Annotated in this window: 15 protein-coding genes; 4 read left to right on the top strand and 11 right to left on the bottom strand. The window is 63.2% G+C overall.

Translation table 11 applies throughout. The features are described from left to right. Window positions 1-24: 24 nt before the first annotated feature. The 4 genes from BN3266_RS11410 to rihB all read right to left on the bottom strand — a co-directional run bounded on the left by BN3266_RS11410 (window position 25) and on the right by rihB (window position 4,116). The gene (locus tag BN3266_RS11410) at window positions 25-516 is read right to left on the bottom strand and encodes a YceD family protein (protein WP_059005226.1); all 492 of its coding nucleotides are present in this window, start codon (window positions 514-516) and stop codon (window positions 25-27) included. A gap of 116 nt (window positions 517-632) precedes the next feature. Further along, on the bottom strand, window positions 633-1,532 hold the full coding sequence (locus BN3266_RS11415) for a diaminopimelate dehydrogenase (RefSeq protein ID WP_278275381.1): 900 nt from the start codon (window positions 1,530-1,532) through the stop codon (window positions 633-635). Between the two features lie 138 nt (window positions 1,533-1,670). After that, window positions 1,671-3,077, bottom strand: coding sequence for an MATE family efflux transporter (locus BN3266_RS11420; RefSeq protein ID WP_021660927.1), 1,407 nt, complete (start codon window positions 3,075-3,077; stop codon window positions 1,671-1,673). A 106-nt stretch (window positions 3,078-3,183) separates the two neighbouring features. Then, window positions 3,184-4,116: a ribosylpyrimidine nucleosidase gene (rihB, locus tag BN3266_RS11425; protein ID WP_059005228.1), complete on the bottom strand. Its 933-nt coding sequence runs from the start codon at window positions 4,114-4,116 to the stop codon at window positions 3,184-3,186. A 123-nt stretch (window positions 4,117-4,239) separates the two neighbouring features. Between rihB and yeiL the strand changes: the two genes are divergently transcribed. Then, entirely contained in the window at window positions 4,240-4,923 is a 684-nt protein-coding gene (gene yeiL / locus BN3266_RS11430) for a transcriptional regulator YeiL (protein ID WP_154669074.1), read from the top strand. A 191-nt stretch (window positions 4,924-5,114) separates the two neighbouring features. Here yeiL and BN3266_RS11435 read toward each other — a convergent pair whose 3' ends face one another. From BN3266_RS11435 to BN3266_RS11450, 4 genes are all read right to left on the bottom strand, one after another. Continuing rightward, window positions 5,115-5,528, bottom strand: a complete 414-nt coding sequence (locus tag BN3266_RS11435) for a hypothetical protein (protein WP_021660923.1) — start codon at window positions 5,526-5,528, stop codon at window positions 5,115-5,117. A gap of 48 nt (window positions 5,529-5,576) precedes the next feature. After that, window positions 5,577-6,917: a glucose-6-phosphate isomerase gene (locus BN3266_RS11440; RefSeq protein WP_059005229.1), complete on the bottom strand. Its 1,341-nt coding sequence runs from the start codon at window positions 6,915-6,917 to the stop codon at window positions 5,577-5,579. Between the two features lie 100 nt (window positions 6,918-7,017). Then, window positions 7,018-8,235 carry a D-alanyl-D-alanine carboxypeptidase family protein gene (locus BN3266_RS11445; RefSeq protein ID WP_059005230.1) on the bottom strand — a complete coding sequence of 406 codons (1,218 nt, stop codon included), beginning with the start codon at window positions 8,233-8,235 and terminating at the stop codon, window positions 7,018-7,020. An 83-nt stretch (window positions 8,236-8,318) separates the two neighbouring features. Continuing rightward, window positions 8,319-8,549: an HPr family phosphocarrier protein gene (locus BN3266_RS11450; protein WP_021660920.1), complete on the bottom strand. Its 231-nt coding sequence runs from the start codon at window positions 8,547-8,549 to the stop codon at window positions 8,319-8,321. Between the two features lie 261 nt (window positions 8,550-8,810). Between BN3266_RS11450 and mtaB the strand changes: the two genes are divergently transcribed. Then, on the top strand, window positions 8,811-10,100 hold the full coding sequence (gene mtaB / locus BN3266_RS11455) for a tRNA (N(6)-L-threonylcarbamoyladenosine(37)-C(2))-methylthiotransferase MtaB (protein ID WP_059005231.1): 1,290 nt from the start codon (window positions 8,811-8,813) through the stop codon (window positions 10,098-10,100). Between the two features lie 41 nt (window positions 10,101-10,141). On the opposite strand, the gene BN3266_RS11460 is transcribed toward mtaB, so the two are convergent. Further along, on the bottom strand, window positions 10,142-10,795 hold the full coding sequence (locus BN3266_RS11460) for a DUF3298 domain-containing protein (protein WP_021660917.1): 654 nt from the start codon (window positions 10,793-10,795) through the stop codon (window positions 10,142-10,144). Window positions 10,796-10,926: 131 nt separating this feature from the next. Here BN3266_RS11460 and BN3266_RS11465 point away from each other — a divergent pair, with 131 nt between their 5' ends. Further along, the gene (locus BN3266_RS11465) at window positions 10,927-11,643 is read left to right on the top strand and encodes a TVP38/TMEM64 family protein (RefSeq protein ID WP_059005232.1); all 717 of its coding nucleotides are present in this window, start codon (window positions 10,927-10,929) and stop codon (window positions 11,641-11,643) included. A gap of 489 nt (window positions 11,644-12,132) precedes the next feature. On the opposite strand, the gene BN3266_RS11470 is transcribed toward BN3266_RS11465, so the two are convergent. Together BN3266_RS11470 and BN3266_RS11475 are read right to left on the bottom strand one after the other, a co-directional pair. Continuing rightward, complete coding sequence (locus BN3266_RS11470; protein WP_059005233.1) at window positions 12,133-12,888, bottom strand: SDR family NAD(P)-dependent oxidoreductase; 756 nt, start codon at window positions 12,886-12,888, stop codon at window positions 12,133-12,135. Between the two features lies 1 nt (window position 12,889). After that, window positions 12,890-13,495, bottom strand: coding sequence for a TetR/AcrR family transcriptional regulator (locus BN3266_RS11475; protein ID WP_059005234.1), 606 nt, complete (start codon window positions 13,493-13,495; stop codon window positions 12,890-12,892). A 1,257-nt stretch (window positions 13,496-14,752) separates the two neighbouring features. Here BN3266_RS11475 and proC point away from each other — a divergent pair. Continuing rightward, on the top strand, window positions 14,753-15,565 hold the full coding sequence (gene proC / locus BN3266_RS11480; RefSeq protein WP_059005235.1) for a pyrroline-5-carboxylate reductase: 813 nt from the start codon (window positions 14,753-14,755) through the stop codon (window positions 15,563-15,565). The last annotated feature ends 459 nt before the right edge of the window (window positions 15,566-16,024 follow it).

The raw sequence follows: 16,024 nt of genomic DNA on the forward strand, positions 1-16,024 counted from the left end.
AACATTGGTCTTTCTGGAAAAAAACTATTGCAATAGCTCTTTTAAAGCTTCCAGGCGGGGGTCGATCTGCCTTTTGTCGCAGCCGCAATCACCCTGGTTCAGGTTCGCCCCACAGAGGGGGCAGAGGCCTTTGCAGTCCTCCCGGCACAGAAATTTGAGTGGGAAATCCAGCCGGAGGTCGGTGATGGCGACCTGGTCCAGATGGACGGCATCACCGTCGACAATGATGTCTTCATCGGGACCATTGGGCGACTCCTTGACGAGGGTGTGGGTGTACCGGTACTCGAACGCCCGGGAAATGGGGTCGAGACAGCGGTCGCACACCGTCTCCACCCGGCCGCTCACCGCAAAGTGGAGTTCGGCGATCTGGGCGCGGTTGACCGCCTCTCCCACAATGTGGAGGGAGGCCGGCCGGTCGTCATCGCCGTAGAACTCGCTCTGGGGAACTTGCAGGGTGTAGTCGAAGGGGAGGCGAAGCCCCTCCTCCGCAAGCAGGCGCTTTACGTTTAAAAGCATAGTGACTCCTTAGTCCGCCACAGACTTATTATATAGACTCCCCCTGGGGTTGTCAACGAAAATCCGCGGCTTTTTTCCTTGTTTTCTCAAATTTTTGCGGGTTTTTGGCACCGGGCCTAGACCAGGGCGCGGATCAGGCTGCCCCTGTCCCCCGGCAGCAGGTCGATGACCGGCAGGTCGATCATGGTGTAGGCCCCCGGCGCGCGCTTGCAGGCGGCCCGGGCCGCGCAGACGAGCACCTGGGCGGTGAGGGCGGGGTTGTTGATCGACATATTGAACTCGAAGTTCTGGTTGTGGGTGGTGCCGCTGACCCCTTTGCGCACCAGGTTGACCCCGTGGCCGGTGTCGATGAGGGCCTTCACGTCCTCCACCTGGGCGACGTGGGTCTCGTCGTGGACAAAGTAGGGGTCTGCCAGGACGGCGGCCTTCACCGCCGCAAAGTCGGCCCCCTCTTTGAGCTGGACATAGACCATCCGCCGGTGGACGCCGGTGCCGGTGGGGATGGTCATGGACAGGGCGTTCTCCACCCCGGGGATGGCCTTGACCGCCACCGTGTGCCCCATGCTCATGCCGGGGCCGAAGTTGGTGTAGGTGATCCCCTTGGGGGCCAGCCCCTGCAGCAGGGCCCGCACCACCGAGTCGCTGCCCGGGTCCCACCCGGCCGAGACCACCGCGGCCGCCCCGCCGGCCTGGGCCACCGGGGTCAGCTCCTCCACCAGGTCCCAGATGCCGGTGTGGATGTCGTAGCTGTCCACGGTGTTGATCCCCTGGGCCAGGTACTCCTTGGCGTACTGGGGCACCGACCGGGTGGGGGTGCAGAGGATGGCCACCTGGGGCTTTTCGGGCAGCTCCTTCACGTCGGCTGCCACCGGCACCCCGGCCAGATCGGCGGAGAGGCCCTGGCGGCTGGCCCCTCTGCGCACCAGCCCCACCAACTGAAAGTCCTCGGCGGCCTGCACCGCCTCGACGGCGGCCCGGCCGATGTTGCCGTAGCCGACAATTGTCGCTTTGATCATCTTCATCGCACTCCCTTTTCCCATATTTGCCCGGCGGCCCCGGAGATGGACCGGCCGGCCGCCGCTGATCGCGCAAAAACAGTGTACCCCATTTTTGCCCCCCTCGTCAATACGAAAGAAGGGGGATAGGGGCGCCGCCTATTCCCCCGCCCGCCCGGCGGGGACCGCCTCTGCCTCCTCGGCCTTTCGCAGCGGCTTCCAGACGGTGGCCAGCATGGTCAAATAGCAGGCCGACCCGCCCACGAAGTTGGAGACCGGCTCGGCCAGAAAGACCCCGATGACCCCCAGGCCGCCGATGCGGGGCAGGAGGACGGTCAGGGGCACCACGATGATGGCCTTGCGCAGCAGGGAGAAAAAGACCGCCTGTTTGGAGCGGCCCAGGGCCACAAAGGTGGACTGCCCCGCCATCTGAAAGGCCATCATGAAGTAGCCGAAGAAGTAGACCCCCAGGGCCTGGGCCCCCTTGCCCACCAGCTCGGGGTCGCTGCTGAAGAGGTGGATGAACGGCTGGGGAAAGAGCATCAGCACCAGCCAGGCCGCCAGGGTGTAGACCACGCAGACCACCGACATGAAGCGGATGCCGCTGCGCACCCGGCGGTACTCCCTGGCGCCGTAGTTGTAGCCGATGACCGGCTGGGCGCCGTTGGTCAGCCCGTTCATCGGCATGCTCACCACCTCGCGCACCGAGTTGGCCACCGTCATGATCCCCACGTAGAGGTCGCCCCCGAACTGCTGCAGGTTGATGTTGCAGACGATCTGCACCAGGCTGTTGGTGATGGCAAAGCAGAAGGAGCTCATCCCCAGGGAGACGATCTCCCCCACCAGCTTCCAGTCCAGTTTCATGGTCTTTTTTTGCAGCCGGTAGATGGCCTTTTTGCCGGTGAGGAAGCGAAACACCCAGGCGGCCGAGAGGAATTGGGAGATCACCGTGGCCAGGGCCGCCCCCTGCACCCCCATGTGGAGGACAAAGATGAACAGCGGGTCCAGGAGGATGTTGGTCACCGCCCCCAGGAGGACGGTCATCATCCCCATCTTGCCAAAGCCCTGGGAGTTGATGAAGCTGTTCATCCCCAGCCCCACCATCACAAAGACGCTGCCGCAGAGGTAGACGGTGAGGTAGCCGTCGGCGTAGGGGAAGGTCTGCCCGCTGGCCCCGAAGAGACGCAGCAGCGGCCCCTTGAAGGCCAGAAAGAGGGCGGTGAGGACCAGCCCGGTGGCCACCATCATAAAAAAGGAGTTGCCCATGATGGTCTCGGCCCGCTCGTCGTCCCCCTTCCCCCGGGCGATGGAGCAGAGGGGGGCGCCCCCCATCCCGAAGAGGTTGGCAAAGGCGGTGATGATGGAAATGATGGGGAAGGTCAGCCCCAGGCCGGTGAGGGCCAGGGTCGCCGCCTCGGGGATGTGGCCGATGTACATCCGGTCCACCACGCTGTAAAGGACGTTGATGAGCTGGGCCAGGGTCATGGGCAGGGCCAGGTCGAGGATGTTGCGGGACACCTTGCCCTTTGAAAAGTCGTTTTGTCTCTCCGTCGGGATCGCCTCCATTCACACGCTGTTCATTATACACCGATTCGGGGGCGGGGGCAACGGGGCGCAAACAGCCGGGGGCGGGCGCGATCGGCGCGCCCACCCCCGGCGGGGAGGGAGGAGTTTAGTTGTACCGGGCCACGCAGTCGGCCACCAGGTCCCAGAAGCGGTCGCCGTCCAGGGTGATGCCCACCTGGCAGTTGGCGGGCTTGCCGGTGGTGCCGAAGTAGTCGCAGACGGTGCGGCCGTAGCTGGGGCCGCCGCTCCGGTCCACCTCCACATACATCTCTTTCACGGTGAAGATGGTGGGGTCGATGAGGTAGGCCACACAGGTGACATCGTGCACCGGGCCCCCGTCCAGGCCGTAGGCCTCGTGCTGGGTCTTCCAGGTGAAGCGCATGATGTCGCCGAAGAGCCGGCCGCCCACGTTGTCAAACCCCTCCATCCGCTCAATGACGTCCATGGTGCAGGCGGTCTGGTTGGTCAGGTCCAGCCCCATCATCACGATGGGCACCCCGGAGGAGAACACCACGTGGGCGGCCTCGGGGTCGGCGTAGATGTTGAACTCGGCGGCGGGGGTGGTGTTGCCCAGCCCGTAGGCCCCGCCCATGAGGACGATGCGCTGGATCTTTTGCAGGATGCGGGGCTCGCTGCGGATGGCCACCGCGATGTTGGTGAGGGGCCCCACCGGCACCAGGGCAATGTCCCCGTCGGAGGCCAGCAGGGTGTCGATGAGGTAGCGCACCGCCGGGGTCTTTTCCGCCTGCCGGGTGAGGGGGGCGAACACCGGGCCGTCCAACCCGCTCTCGCCGTGGATGTTGGCCGCCACCACCTGCTCGCGCACCAGGGGGCGGGGCATCCCCGCGTAGACTGGGACATCGAGCCCCAGGTGCTGGCAGAGGTGCAGGGCGTTGGGCAGGGTCTTCTCCAGCGTCTGGTTGCCTGCCACCACCGTGACCCCCAACAGTTCGATGGCCGGGTGCCGAGCCGCCACCATCAGGGCAATGGCGTCGTCGTGGCCGGGGTCGCAGTCCAAAATGATTTTCTGTCGCATCATCAACATTCCTTCCTCTCTCGTCGGGCGCGGCCTGGCGGCTGCGCGGCTCTCTTTACAGTTGTAGTGTAGCAGTCCCCGCGCTATACTGGGTATGAGATTTCTCACATCAAGGAGGGATGCCCTGTGGTCTTGGTCGACGACCAGCCGCTGCTGGACCGTTTTTTGCGCCAGTCCGACTTTTTGGACTGCTTCTCCTTCCCCGCCCAACAGTATGCCCGGCTCTACCACCTGGAAGCCGGGGAGTACATCGTCGAGGAGGGGGTCCAGCCCGCCTTTCTCTACTACCTGGTCGCCGGGCGGGCCAAACTCTACATGACCCTGCCAAACGGCAAGGTCTCGCTCATCGACTTCTTTCGCGCCCCCTGCTTTGTGGGGGAGATGGAACTCATCGGGGTGCAGCGCAGTTCCCGGGCGGTGCAGGCCCTCTGCGGCTGCTACTGCCTGGCCCTGCCGGTCGATGAGTGCCGGGAGCGGCTGTTGGGCGACCCCCGGTTTTTGCGGCGCCTCTGCGTCTATTTGGGGGGCAAGAATGTCCGCACCGTCCTCTCCCTCTCCCAAAACAAGGGCTTCCCCCTGGAAAACCGGCTGGCCCACTTTCTGCTGTTGGCCGCGCCGGACGGCTGGTACGCCGAAAAGCACACCCACGCCGCCGAATACCTGGGGGTCAGCTACCGCCACCTGCTCTACGTGCTGGCCGACTTCGCGTCCAGGGGGTACCTGAAAAAAGAGGGGGGCGGCTATCTGCTGACCGACCGGGCGGCGCTGGTCTCGCTGGCCCAGGGCCTTGAGCCGCCGGAGGGCGGGTAAGCGCCGGAAAGCCGGCGCGCCGGGACCACCGGTCGATTTTTCCCTTTTGCTCTTTTGCTCTTTTGCTCTTTTGCTCAGACCCCTCTCGGGCGGGCGCTTCTCCCCCTCTCTCCAGCGCAGAAAAGAGCCCGCCCGGCGCGCATTTCGGCGCGGCCCGGGCGGGCTCTGAAAGGGGTCTTATAAAACGGAGGTCACAGGTACTTCTTCATGTTCTCGGGGAGCGTGTTCTCGTCGGCGGAGACGGTGAAGACCAGGTTCACATCCTTGATCTCGGCCACACCGGAGAGTTTGTCGAACATGGCGCCCAGCCCCTCCAAGTCCTTCTCGGGGCCGCCCACCTTGAGGATGGAATCCACAAAGACATGGGTGATGTCGTAGTTGCCGGCCATCAGGCCCAGGATGAAGCCGTAGAAGATATCAAAACCGCAGATGCCGTAGGCGTCCATGTCCACCAAGCGGACATTGGAGTCCACATCGTACCGGAGTTTCAGGGTTTTGTCCAAGCATACCACATTTCCAGCTGAAGTTTTTGCTGCGTCGTTGATCTGCTCAAGGAGTTTTTTGGTCTTGCCCGAGCCTCTGCTGCCAACAATGAGTTTTATCATAGTGGTGTACCTCCTATATTTTGGTCCCGCCCCGGAGTGGGGTGGGGACTATTCCTGAATTTCTTTGACGAGCTCTTCCCGCAGGTCCTCGTAGCCGGGTTTGCCCAACAGGGCGAACATGTTCTTCTTGTAGCTCTCCACCCCGGGCTGGTCGAAGGGATTGACCCCCAACAGATAGCCGGAGATGGCGCAGGCCTTCTCCAAGAAGTAGACCAGGTAGCCAAAGGAGTGGGCGTCCATCTTGTCGATTTGGAGGACCACATTGGGGACGCCGCCCTTGACATGGGCGAGGATGGTGCCCTGCATGGCCTTTTTGTTGACGTTGGACATGTTCTGCCCCGAGAGGAAGTTCAGCCCGTCGAGGTTTTCGGGGTCCTCGGGGATGAAGAAGTCGCTCTTGGGTTCGGCGAAGTCGATGACCGTCTCAAACAGCTGCCGCCGCCCGTCCTGGATGTACTGGCCCAGGGAGTGCAGGTCGGTGGAGAAGATGACGCTGGAGGGGTAGAGGGCCTTGTGGTCCTTGCCCTCGCTCTCGCCGTAGAGCTGTTTGAACCACTCGTTCATCTGCCCGTAGGAGGGCTCGTAGCTGGCCATGATCTCGACCGAGTAGCCCTTGTTGTAGAGGATGTTGCGGATCGCCGCGTACTTGTAGCAGTCGTTTTTCGCAAGGTTGGGGTCGGTAAAGGCGTCCTGCGCCTCTTTGGCGCCGGCCATCACCGCGTCGATGTCGCAGCCCGCCACGGCGATGGGGAGCAGCCCCACCGGGGTGAGCACCGAGTAGCGGCCGCCCACGTCGTCGGGGATGACGAAGGTCTCGTAGCCGTTGCGGTCGGAGAGCTCTTTGAGGGTGCCGCGGGCCTTGTCGGTGGTGGAGTAGATGCGCTCCTTCGCGCCCTCGGGGCCGTAGCGCTTTTCGAGCAGCTCTTTAAAGACCCGGAAGGCCAGGGCCGGCTCGGTGGTGGTGCCGGACTTGGAGATGACGTTGACCGAGAAGTCGACCCCCTCGCAGATAGCGAGGATGTCGTTTAAGTAGCTGGGCGAGATGGTGTTGCCCACAAAGTAGATCTGCGGGGTGTCCTTCGCCAGGGCGTTGTAGTTGTTGCTCTTAATGTACTCGATGGCGGCGCGGGCCCCCAGGTAGGAGCCGCCGATGCCGATGACCACCAGCACCTTGGACTGCTGCTGGATCTTCTTGGCAGCGGCCTTGATCCTCTCGAACTCGGCCTTGTCGTAGTTGGTGGGCAGGTCGACCCAGCCCAGGAAGTCGTTGCCCAAACCGGATTTTTCGTGGAGGGTCTGGTGGGCGGCGCAGACCAGGTGCTGCATCCCCTCGTACTCCTCCGGGCGGATAAAGTTTGCCAGGTAGTTGGTATTGCATTTCACTGCCATTTTACTTCCCCCTTATTGGTTGATTCGATTGTAATATATCTAAGCAATACTGTCAAGTATGCTTGTATGCAAAAGATATTTTTTGTAAAAAACCGCCAAATCAGCGCATCACAAATAAGTATTTCAGCAGAATTTGGTAGCCGGTCAAAAAGTCCATCTTGGCCACCGGGGCGGCGGCGGTGACCGGGTATTCGCCGATTTTTTCGCCGTCCAGCGAGAGTTCCACCACCCCCAGTTTCTGCCCTTCCTCCACCGGAGCGGTGACGTCCTCGGCGATCTGCACCGCCTGCACGATCTTGGCCCCGCTGCCCTTTTTCACCAAAAAGGTGCCGTCGCTGCCGTAGCGCAGGGGCACCTCGCCGGTGACCCCGCCCTTGACCTTCAGGGTGGTGGGGGCGGTTTCGGGCAGTTGCAGGGTGGCCATCTCGTAGTTGGCGAAGCCGTAGTCCAGCAGGGCCTTGGCGCCGTTGAAGCGGTCGTTGGAGGTGGGGCAGCCCATCACCACCGCCACCAGGGAGAGGCCGCCCCGCTCGGCCGCGGCCGAGAGGCAGCTGCCCGCCCCGTCGGTGGTGCCGGTCTTGAGGCCCACGCAGCCGTCGTAAAAGCGCACCAGCTTGTTGGTGTTGACCAGTTGGGTCGCCCCGCCCCGCAGGGAGTCCATCCAGACGGTGCTGTACTTTTTGATGTCCGGGTGCTTGAGGAGCTCACAGCTCATGATGGCGATGTCCCGGGCGGTGGAGACGTGGCCCGCCGCGTCGAGGCCGTTGGGGTTTTCAAAGTGGGTGTTCGCCATCCCCAGTTCCTGGGCCCGCTGGTTCATCAGGGCCACAAAGGCCTCGGGGGAGCCGGCCACGTATTCGCCCAGGGCGGCGGCCGCGTCGTTGGCCGAGGAGATGGCGGTGGCCTTGATGAGGTCGTTCACGCTCATCTGCTCGCCGGGTTCCAGCCAGATCTGGCTGCCCCCCATCTTGCAGGCGTAGTCGCTGGCGCTGACCATGTCGTCGTAGCCGAACTTGCCGGCGTCGATGGCCTCCATCACCAGCAGGAGGGTCATCACCTTGGTGATGGACGCCGGGGGCATCGGCTCGTCGGCAGACTGCTCGTAGAGCACCTGCCCGGTGCTCTGCTCCAGCAAGATGGCCGACTTGGCGTTGATGTTGATGGCCCCTTCCGGCGCGGGGGAGGCGGCGACCACGGGCTGTTCGCCCCCCTCCCCCAGCAGGTCAAAGTCGGTGGTGGTCACATCTTCGTATGCAAAGGCCGGCGCCGCGCTCAACAGCAGCGCCGCCGACACCAGGGCGGCTGCCAGTTTCTTCATTCCCTATCACCTCTTGCCAATGGATATGAGGCGAGGGGATGAAAAAGTCGCTTATAAACAGAAAAAATCGCCGCAAGGCGATTTTATTCCACAATGAATTGACGGATGTCGTCCAAGACCTCTGGGCAGTGGTCGCAGTCGATGGTCAGCAGCAGGGGCTTCGAGAGGTCCTGGCTGAAAATGCCGATGATGGACTTGGCGTTCACCCGGTTTTCAGGCTCTCCAATGGTGGCGGTCGCGTCGTATTTGGACAGGCTGTGGATAAAGCTCTTGATGTCGTCAGCCCTTTTGAAAAACACCTTTACTTGTGTCATCGTCTCGCTGCCTCCTTACTTCTTTCATTCATTATATACTACCCCCCTCCTTTTCGCAACCGACTTTGTTGTTTTCAGCTGCATTTTTATGTATAATAATAAGAACTGTTTTTTGGGCAGTTTGCAAAAGCCGCCCCCTCTTTTCGCCCCGGCGCGACCCCCTTTGACCGGGGGCGGCTGCAAGAAAAATGTAAGAAATCCGCTCGCTGTTTTGACCAAAAGAGCGGTTAGACTAATGACAAGGGAAAGTTGGTAGAGCAGATGAGAGTTTCCTTTTACACCCTGGGCTGCAAGGTCAACCAGTACGAGACCCAGGCCATTGCCGCCCAGTTTCAGAAGGCCGGCTTCGAGCTGGCCGGGCCGGAGGAAAAGGCCGATGTCTTTGTGGTCAACTCCTGCACGGTGACGGCCACCGGCGACAAGAAGACCCGCAACCGGCTGGCCCGCTTCCGCCGGGAAAACCCCGACGCGGTGGTGGTGCTCACCGGCTGTTTCCCCCAGGCCTTTCCCGAAAAGGCCAAGGCCCTGCCCGGCATCGACGTGGTCACCGGCGCGGGGAACAAAAACCGGCTCGTCGAGTTGACGCTGCGGGCCATCAGCGAGAAAAGCCGCATCGTCGAGATCGCCGAGCACACCCCCGGCGAGGGCTTTGAGGAGATGCAGGTGCAGGACTTTGGGGAGCACACCCGCGCCTTTGTCAAAATCCAGGACGGGTGCGACCACTACTGTTCCTACTGCATCATCCCCATCGCCCGGGGGCGGGTGCGCTCCAAACCGCTGGAGGCCATCCGCCGCGAGCTGTCGGTGCTGGCCCAAAACGGGTATAAAGAGGTGGTGCTGGTGGGCATCAACCTCCCTTGCTACGGCAAAGACCTGGGGCTGCGCCTCATCGACGCCGCCGAGTGCGCCTGCTCGGTGGAGGGCATCGAGCGGGTGCGGCTGGGCTCCCTCGAGCCGGAGCTGCTCACCGACGAGGACATGATGCGCCTGGCCGCCCAGCCCAAGTTCTGCCCCCAGTTTCACCTCTCGCTCCAGAGCGGGTGCGACGCCATCCTGCGGCAGATGAACCGCCACTACACCACCGAGGAGTACCTGGAGATCGTCCGCTTCATCCGCAACCACTTTGAAAACCCCTCCATCACCACCGACATCATCGTCGGCTTCCCCGGCGAGAGCGAGGAGCACTTCTTGCAGTCCCTGGCCTTTGTCAGAGAGGTGGGCTTTGCCCGGGTGCACTGTTTCCCCTACTCCCGGAGAGAGGGCACCCGGGCAGCCGCGCTGCCCGACCAACTGCCCGCCCGGGTGAAGGAGGAGCGGAACCGCCGCCTGGCCGCCGAGGCCGAGCGCTGCAAGGCCGCCTTTTTAAAGGAACAGGTGGGCCGCACCGAGGAGGTGCTGCTGGAGCGGCAGCGGGAGGACGGCTCCTTCGAGGGCTACACCAAAAACTACACCCCGGTGCGCATCAAGGGCGAGGGGCTCGCCCCCGGTCAGATCGTCCTCTGCCGGCTGGACTGCTGCAGTGAGGAGCACTGCCTGGGCTGCGCGATCTAGGGCAAAAAAATGGACAGCCCCCAGGCTGTCCACCGTCGCACCTATCGGTATTCTTCTTTCAGCAGCCCCTGCAGGCGCTCGAGGGGGATGTTCACCTCGTGCTCCTGCCGCTGCATGGATTCCTGTTCCCCCGTCTTGCAGAGGACGACAAGCTGGGTATCGGTGAGGTAGAAGGGCTGGTCGCCCTCCAGTCCGGCCGGGTGGTCGAGTTGCCGTTCCATTTCATTTTTCACTATGCTCAGATAGTCACTTGAATCGGTAAACAAGTCGCCAAGGGCCAGGCGCTCGCCTGTGGTGAGGCTGTACACAGCCCCCGTCGCGTCGCTGTATACGGGCTGCCCCTCTACCGAGAAGCTGCGCGCACAGCGCACACTGACAAATGCCGGGGTCTGCCGGGTGATCGTTTGGGTATAGCTGCCTTCGGCCCGCTGGTCGGTGTAGGCCAGGGTATTGGCCTGGGCGTTGACCGACGCCAGGTTGTCAAAGGCCGCGTATTGGAGTTCGCTGTTGATTTTGCGGGCGGTCTCCTCCCCCACTTCCTCCCCCACCGAGACGGTGGTGGTTTTATAGGTGAGGTTGTAGTCCTCCAATCGGTCCTCCTGGCCGGGGGCGAAATACTCCGCCCGGGCGGTCCTGGGGACGATGAAGGCCAGCGCCAGCGCCGCCACGGCGCAAATTGCAAACCATTTTTTCATTCGGGACACCTCCCGCCGGGTGCGACGGTAGTATTGTCCCCCCAGGGTTCGGCAAAAACCCCTCAACTTTTTGGCTGGGCTGGCGAAGGCTGGCTGGCCGCCCCACAAATTCCAGTTAAAGAAGGATCGGTATGAAAGAGACGACCAAAAACAGGGTGAATTCCCGCCACTTCAAAATCGCCGCAGTGCTGGTGGTGCTGGCCCTCTGCGGGCTGGCCCTCTGGGCCTTTGCCCCGGTGCTGGGGATGCTGGGCAAACCCAACGCCAGCGAGCTCATCCGCGAGTACATCGACGGCTTCGGCCCGGCCGGGGTCTTTGTCTTCCTGGCCATCCAAGTTTTGCAGATCGTGGTGGCCTTCATCCCCGGCGAGCCCATCGAGGTGCTGGCGGGGATGATGTACGGCACTGTCCCCGGGCTGCTGATGTGCATGCTGGGCTGCTTTATAGGCTCCATCTTGGTCTTCTTTTTGGTCAAGTGGCTGGGGCGGGACTTCGTGCACAACTTCTTCTCCGAGGAAAAGCTGCACAAGCTGAAATTTTTGAACGACAAAAACAGCTTTGAAAAGCTGACCTTCCTCCTCTTCTTCATCCCCGGCACCCCCAAGGACATCCTCACCTACGTGGCCGGGCTGACCCCCATCCGCCCGCTGCGGTTCTTCATCATCTCCTCCATCGCCCGCATCCCCTCCATCGTCACCTCGACCCTGGCGGGCTCCCTCCTCATCAAGGGGCAGGCGGGCAACTCCATCATCGCTTTTGCGGTGGCGGGGGCGCTCTCCCTCATCGGCATCTTCATCTACAACCAAATCGTCAAGCGCTACAACGCTAAGCGGGAAAAACAGTCCTAAAATACAGAGGGCGCCCGGCGGACAGGTTCCGCCGGGCGCTCTTTTTTTGGTCATCTGAGAAAACGCCTGGCTGTGCTGGGGCGCAGAAGGGCTTTCGCGATGCGTGAGAAAGGGAACTCCCGTTTGACACCGCAAAAGTGCGGTCTGCCAAAGGAAGCCCCGTCGCAGACCGGCCGGCGGGAAGAGAACAGGTGGGCCCATTCACGGGCGGCAAGCAAAGACCCCTTCGCCGCTGGCGGGCCGCGCCAACGCCTGGGACATGGCTGGTATCGCGGGACGTTGCCCCTATATATGGGCCCACCCATTCCGCTGGTGGACTCCTGTTGCCGCACAATAAAAACCGAAACGGCCCTGTCCGCCCCTCGCCGCCGGGATGGCGACCGGGGCGAACGGCAAAAAATTGGTCTCTGTGGCCGCGGCCCGGGGGTGGGCCACACGGCCGAAAAAGGGCTGCCTGGCGGCTCTTTTTTATTTCCCGGGAAAGAGGGGCTACTCCCCCTGCTCTGCGGCGCGGCGGAGCATCCGGTCCATCATCGCCCCCATCTTCAAAGGGAAGAGGTAGCACAGCCGCACCTGAAACTGCTGTGCCGGGGAGTGGCAGATGACGAAGCTCCGCTTCCCCAGCCGCCGGGCCAGCCCCTTCCCCACCGCTTCGGGGGCGGCGAAGAAGGCCTTGGGCACCGGCAGGGGGGCGGCGGAACGGGTGTCGGTCAGGGGCGGGTGGAGCAGGTGCACCCCCACGCCCCGCCCCGCCAGCTCGATGCGCAGACACTTGGCCAGCGCCTCGATGGCCCCCTTAGAGGAGGCGTAGGGCGCGATCCCCCCAAAGCCGGTGACCCCCACCCCCGAACTGGTGAAGTAGAGGGCGCCCCCCGTCCGCTCCAGGTGGGGCAGGGCGCTCTTGGCCAGGTGGAGGGCGCCGAAGTAGTTGACCGCCAGCACCGCCCGATAGGTCTCCTCGCCGGTCTCCCCGGCGGGGGCAAAGGTGCAGAGGCAGGCGTTGTGCACCGCCCCGTCCAGCCCGCCCAGCAGCCGGGCCGCCTCGTCTACCGAGCGCGCCACCTCTTCCTCCCGGGAGACGTCGCAGAGGAGGGGCCACAGCCGGCCGGGAAAGCGGGCCACCAGGGGGGCGAGGCCGTCCAGCTCCCGGTCGAGCACCGCCACGGCGTGCCCCCCTTCCAGCAGCCCCTCGGTCAGATAGTAGCCGATGCCCCGGTTGCCCCCGGTCACGATGTAGTTGCCCATTTCAGCAAGCTCCCCTTTCCATGGCGGCCAACTGCCGCCCCACCGCCGCGCCGAAGGCGGCCTTTTTCTCTTCAGTCAGCTCCCCCGAGAGGAGGTAGCGCTGGGTGTAAAAAAAGATGGGCGCGTAGTAGCGCACCGCCAGGTCGGCCGCCGACTCGCCCGCCAGCAGCCCCAGCCGCTGCAACTGGGCGAAGGCCGCCTCCTGGATGCGCAGGGGGCGGTCGAAGAGCCACTCCCGATAGAGGCGGCGCAGTTCGCCGTCGTGGTGCTGCTCGATGGCCAGCAGCCGCAGCACCCGGTTGCAAAAGGGGTCCATCAAATACCCCTCAAAGAAGCGGCGGGAGACCCCCTCCATCGAGACGGGGGCGGCGACCCCCTCCCCCAGGGCGGCAAAGAGGGTCTCGGTGAGCCCGTCGCCCTGCTCCTCAAACCGGGCGAGGATCGCCTGTAAGATGGCCCGCTTGTCGGCGAAGTGGTAGTAGACGGTGCCCTCCTTGATCCCCACCGCCCCGCAGATGTCGCGGATGGACACAGCCAGGTACCCCCGCTGGGCGAACTGCTCCAGCGCAGCCTGCAGGATGCGCTCCCCCGTCTTTTCCCGTTCCATGAAACCCCTCCTCTAACAGTCGTTCGATTTAGTTTATCAAACGATTGTTCAAATGTCAAGGGGCCTCCCCTCTTTCCTGCCGGGTGGCCGGACAGGGACGGGAAAAAAGAGGGATGGAGAGAAGGTGGGGAGAAATAGGCGGGTGCAGGGGTGGAGAGGAAATTGGGCAGACAGGGGCGAAGGGAAGAGGCGGAGAGAACGATGGATAACAGGGACGGGAAGGCCAAACAGGCAGACAGGGAGGGAAAACCGGCGGAGAAAGGCGGATGGGCAAAATTATGAAGAACGGCGGGTGACAGGGAAAAGAAAAAGCGAGCGGACAGAGGCAAAGGGGAAAACAAGCGGAGAGAAATCGGCGAAAAGGCAGGCTGCCAGAACACATAGAAAACGGCGGGCGACAGAGGTGGAAAGGAGAAGCGGACAGAGAGAGGTAAGGGAAAGACAGGCGGACAGAGGCGGAGGGAAAAGTAGGTGGAGAAGAAGCCGGAGAAAAAGATAGACGGACAGAACGTGTAGAAAACGGCGGGCGACAGCGGTGGAAAGGAGAAGCGGGCGGACAGAGGCAGGGTGTGCCGACAGAGCCCAGAGAGAACGGTGAGCACCAGAGGTGGAAAGGCAAAGGGGGGCAGGCGAAAGTGGAGAGAAAGACGAACAGGAGGGCGGACAGAGACAAGGGGAAAACAGGCCGACAGAGGCAAAGGGGGGAAACAGATGGAGGCGCAAAGAGGGCGACAGGCACAGAGGGCCGCCTCTGGCCAACAGCTGTTCCACCCCTCCCCCGCCGATGTCAAATCTCCTCCCCCACCGCCCCCAAAGCAGTGGGAAAACAAGCTGGCCGGGCCAAGAGCCGTCCCGGCAAAAAATCCTCCCATTTTTTTCTCGTCTGCCTTGACATTCCTCCCTGCAAATGCTATATTGAGAGCACAGAGTTAGTTAGTGCTAACCTCCAATCTCCCCTCCCCTGGGTGCTCTGCCGGCGGGAAGGGCGATTGCACGGCGGCTCTGAGCAGGCGTTCCCACACACGCCTGCGTGCAAAGTGTCAACCGGCCTTTGTGTTTCATTCCTCATGTTTCTTACCGGTCAGAAGCGGCGGCCTGCCGAGGGTCGCCGCTTCTGGCTGTTTTGCCGCCCGGCAAATTTGTCCCGGGGCGGGCGCCGCCCTTGTATTGCGCCCCAAATCCGTGTATCATTTGAACAGAGCTTCTGCGGCTGCGGGCCCCGTCCCCGGCCGCCCACAGAGAAAGGGAGAATGTGTGATGAAAACCATCGGATTCATCGGCGCCGGCAACATGGCCGAGGCCATTGTCAAGGGGATCGACCGCACCGAATTCCTGCCCCCGCAACAGATCGGGGTCACCGACGTGAACGTGCAGCGGCTGGAGCACTTTGCCGCCATGGGGCACCGCGCCTTTGCCGACTGCCGGGAGCTGGTGGCCTTTGCCGACTACCTGGTGCTCTCGGTCAAGCCCCAGCAGATGGCCGACGTGCTGGCCGAAGCGGCCCCCGCTCTGCGGGAGGGGACGGCGGTCATCTCCATCGCGGCGGGCATCTCCGCCGACTACATCCGCCGGACGCTGGGACGGCCCGAGCTGGTGGTGATCCCGGTGATGCCCAACACCCCCCTGCTGATTGCCGAGGGAGCCACCGCCGTGGGGCGGGAGGAGGACACCCCCGCCGAGCAGCTGGCGTTTGTCAAGCAGATCTTCGCCGCCAGCGGCAAGGTGTGGGAGCTGCCGGCCAACAAGCTCAGCGAGGTGATCCCGGCCAACTCCAGCTCCCCCGCCTTCATCTACTACTACGCCAAGCTCTTCTGCGATCAGATCAGCCAGTACGGGCTGGAGCGGGAGACGGTCAAGGAGATGTTCTGCCAGACCCTGATCGGCGCGGCGCGGATGATGCTGGAGAGCGGTGAGGACATCGACGACCTCATCGCCAAGGTCTGCTCCAAGGGGGGCACCACCGTCGCCGGCATCGAGGGCTTTCAGGCCAAGGGGCTGGACGCGGCGGTGGCCTACGGCATTCAGCGCTGCATCGAGCGCGCCCATGAGCTGGGGCAGGCCAACGGCTGACCCACTACCCTGACCGCCTCTCTCCCCTGCAAATTGGGATGTGAAAGGGCCGCCTCTGCCAGGGGGATGAGACGGAAAAATTTGATAGCTGGCGGGCAGGGGCGGTTTTGTTGGAACGCTGCCCTCCTGCCAGGCAGTGCGCCGGGCGTCGGCCTGGGCGAGCGGGCTCCCCGACATGTCTTTGGCGCGGGAAGGCGGCGGGACAGCGTTCGCCAGACACCCGGTGACAAGACAGTCGCACCTGTTGCGGTGGAGACTGTTGGGAAGGGGCCTTTCCCCACCCCGGCAGCTGTTTTGGCGGCTGCTGTCGGGGGGAGGGGCAACGTTTCAGGCGCGCCCCCTCCCCTTCCATGGGCTGAAGTGGGAAGGCGGCTGCGCGAAGGAAAGGGAAGAGGGCTGGGCGGTGAGTGCCCGGCTCTTTTTCTGTGGCAAGGTCGTCTCCCTTTGCGCGGCGGGTGC

The organism is Bittarella massiliensis (ex Durand et al. 2017) (assembly GCF_001486165.1).
In the GTDB taxonomy this organism is placed as follows: Bacteria; Bacillota; Clostridia; order Oscillospirales; family Ruminococcaceae; genus Bittarella; species Bittarella massiliensis.

Coding starts and splice junctions, on each gene's coding strand:
- BN3266_RS11410 (WP_059005226.1), bottom strand. CDS start 516: ATGCTTTTAAACGTAAAGCGCCTGCTTGCGGAGGAGGGGCTTCGCCTC.
- BN3266_RS11415 (WP_278275381.1), bottom strand. CDS start 1,532: ATGATCAAAGCGACAATTGTCGGCTACGGCAACATCGGCCGGGCCGCC.
- BN3266_RS11420 (WP_021660927.1), bottom strand. CDS start 3,077: ATGGAGGCGATCCCGACGGAGAGACAAAACGACTTTTCAAAGGGCAAG.
- rihB (WP_059005228.1), bottom strand. CDS start 4,116: ATGATGCGACAGAAAATCATTTTGGACTGCGACCCCGGCCACGACGAC.
- BN3266_RS11435 (WP_021660923.1), bottom strand. CDS start 5,528: ATGATAAAACTCATTGTTGGCAGCAGAGGCTCGGGCAAGACCAAAAAA.
- BN3266_RS11440 (WP_059005229.1), bottom strand. CDS start 6,917: ATGGCAGTGAAATGCAATACCAACTACCTGGCAAACTTTATCCGCCCG.
- BN3266_RS11445 (WP_059005230.1), bottom strand. CDS start 8,235: ATGAAGAAACTGGCAGCCGCCCTGGTGTCGGCGGCGCTGCTGTTGAGC.
- BN3266_RS11450 (WP_021660920.1), bottom strand. CDS start 8,549: ATGACACAAGTAAAGGTGTTTTTCAAAAGGGCTGACGACATCAAGAGC.
- mtaB (WP_059005231.1), top strand. CDS start 8,811: ATGAGAGTTTCCTTTTACACCCTGGGCTGCAAGGTCAACCAGTACGAG.
- BN3266_RS11460 (WP_021660917.1), bottom strand. CDS start 10,795: ATGAAAAAATGGTTTGCAATTTGCGCCGTGGCGGCGCTGGCGCTGGCC.
- BN3266_RS11465 (WP_059005232.1), top strand. CDS start 10,927: ATGAAAGAGACGACCAAAAACAGGGTGAATTCCCGCCACTTCAAAATC.
- BN3266_RS11470 (WP_059005233.1), bottom strand. CDS start 12,888: ATGGGCAACTACATCGTGACCGGGGGCAACCGGGGCATCGGCTACTAT.
- BN3266_RS11475 (WP_059005234.1), bottom strand. CDS start 13,495: ATGGAACGGGAAAAGACGGGGGAGCGCATCCTGCAGGCTGCGCTGGAG.
- proC (WP_059005235.1), top strand. CDS start 14,753: ATGAAAACCATCGGATTCATCGGCGCCGGCAACATGGCCGAGGCCATT.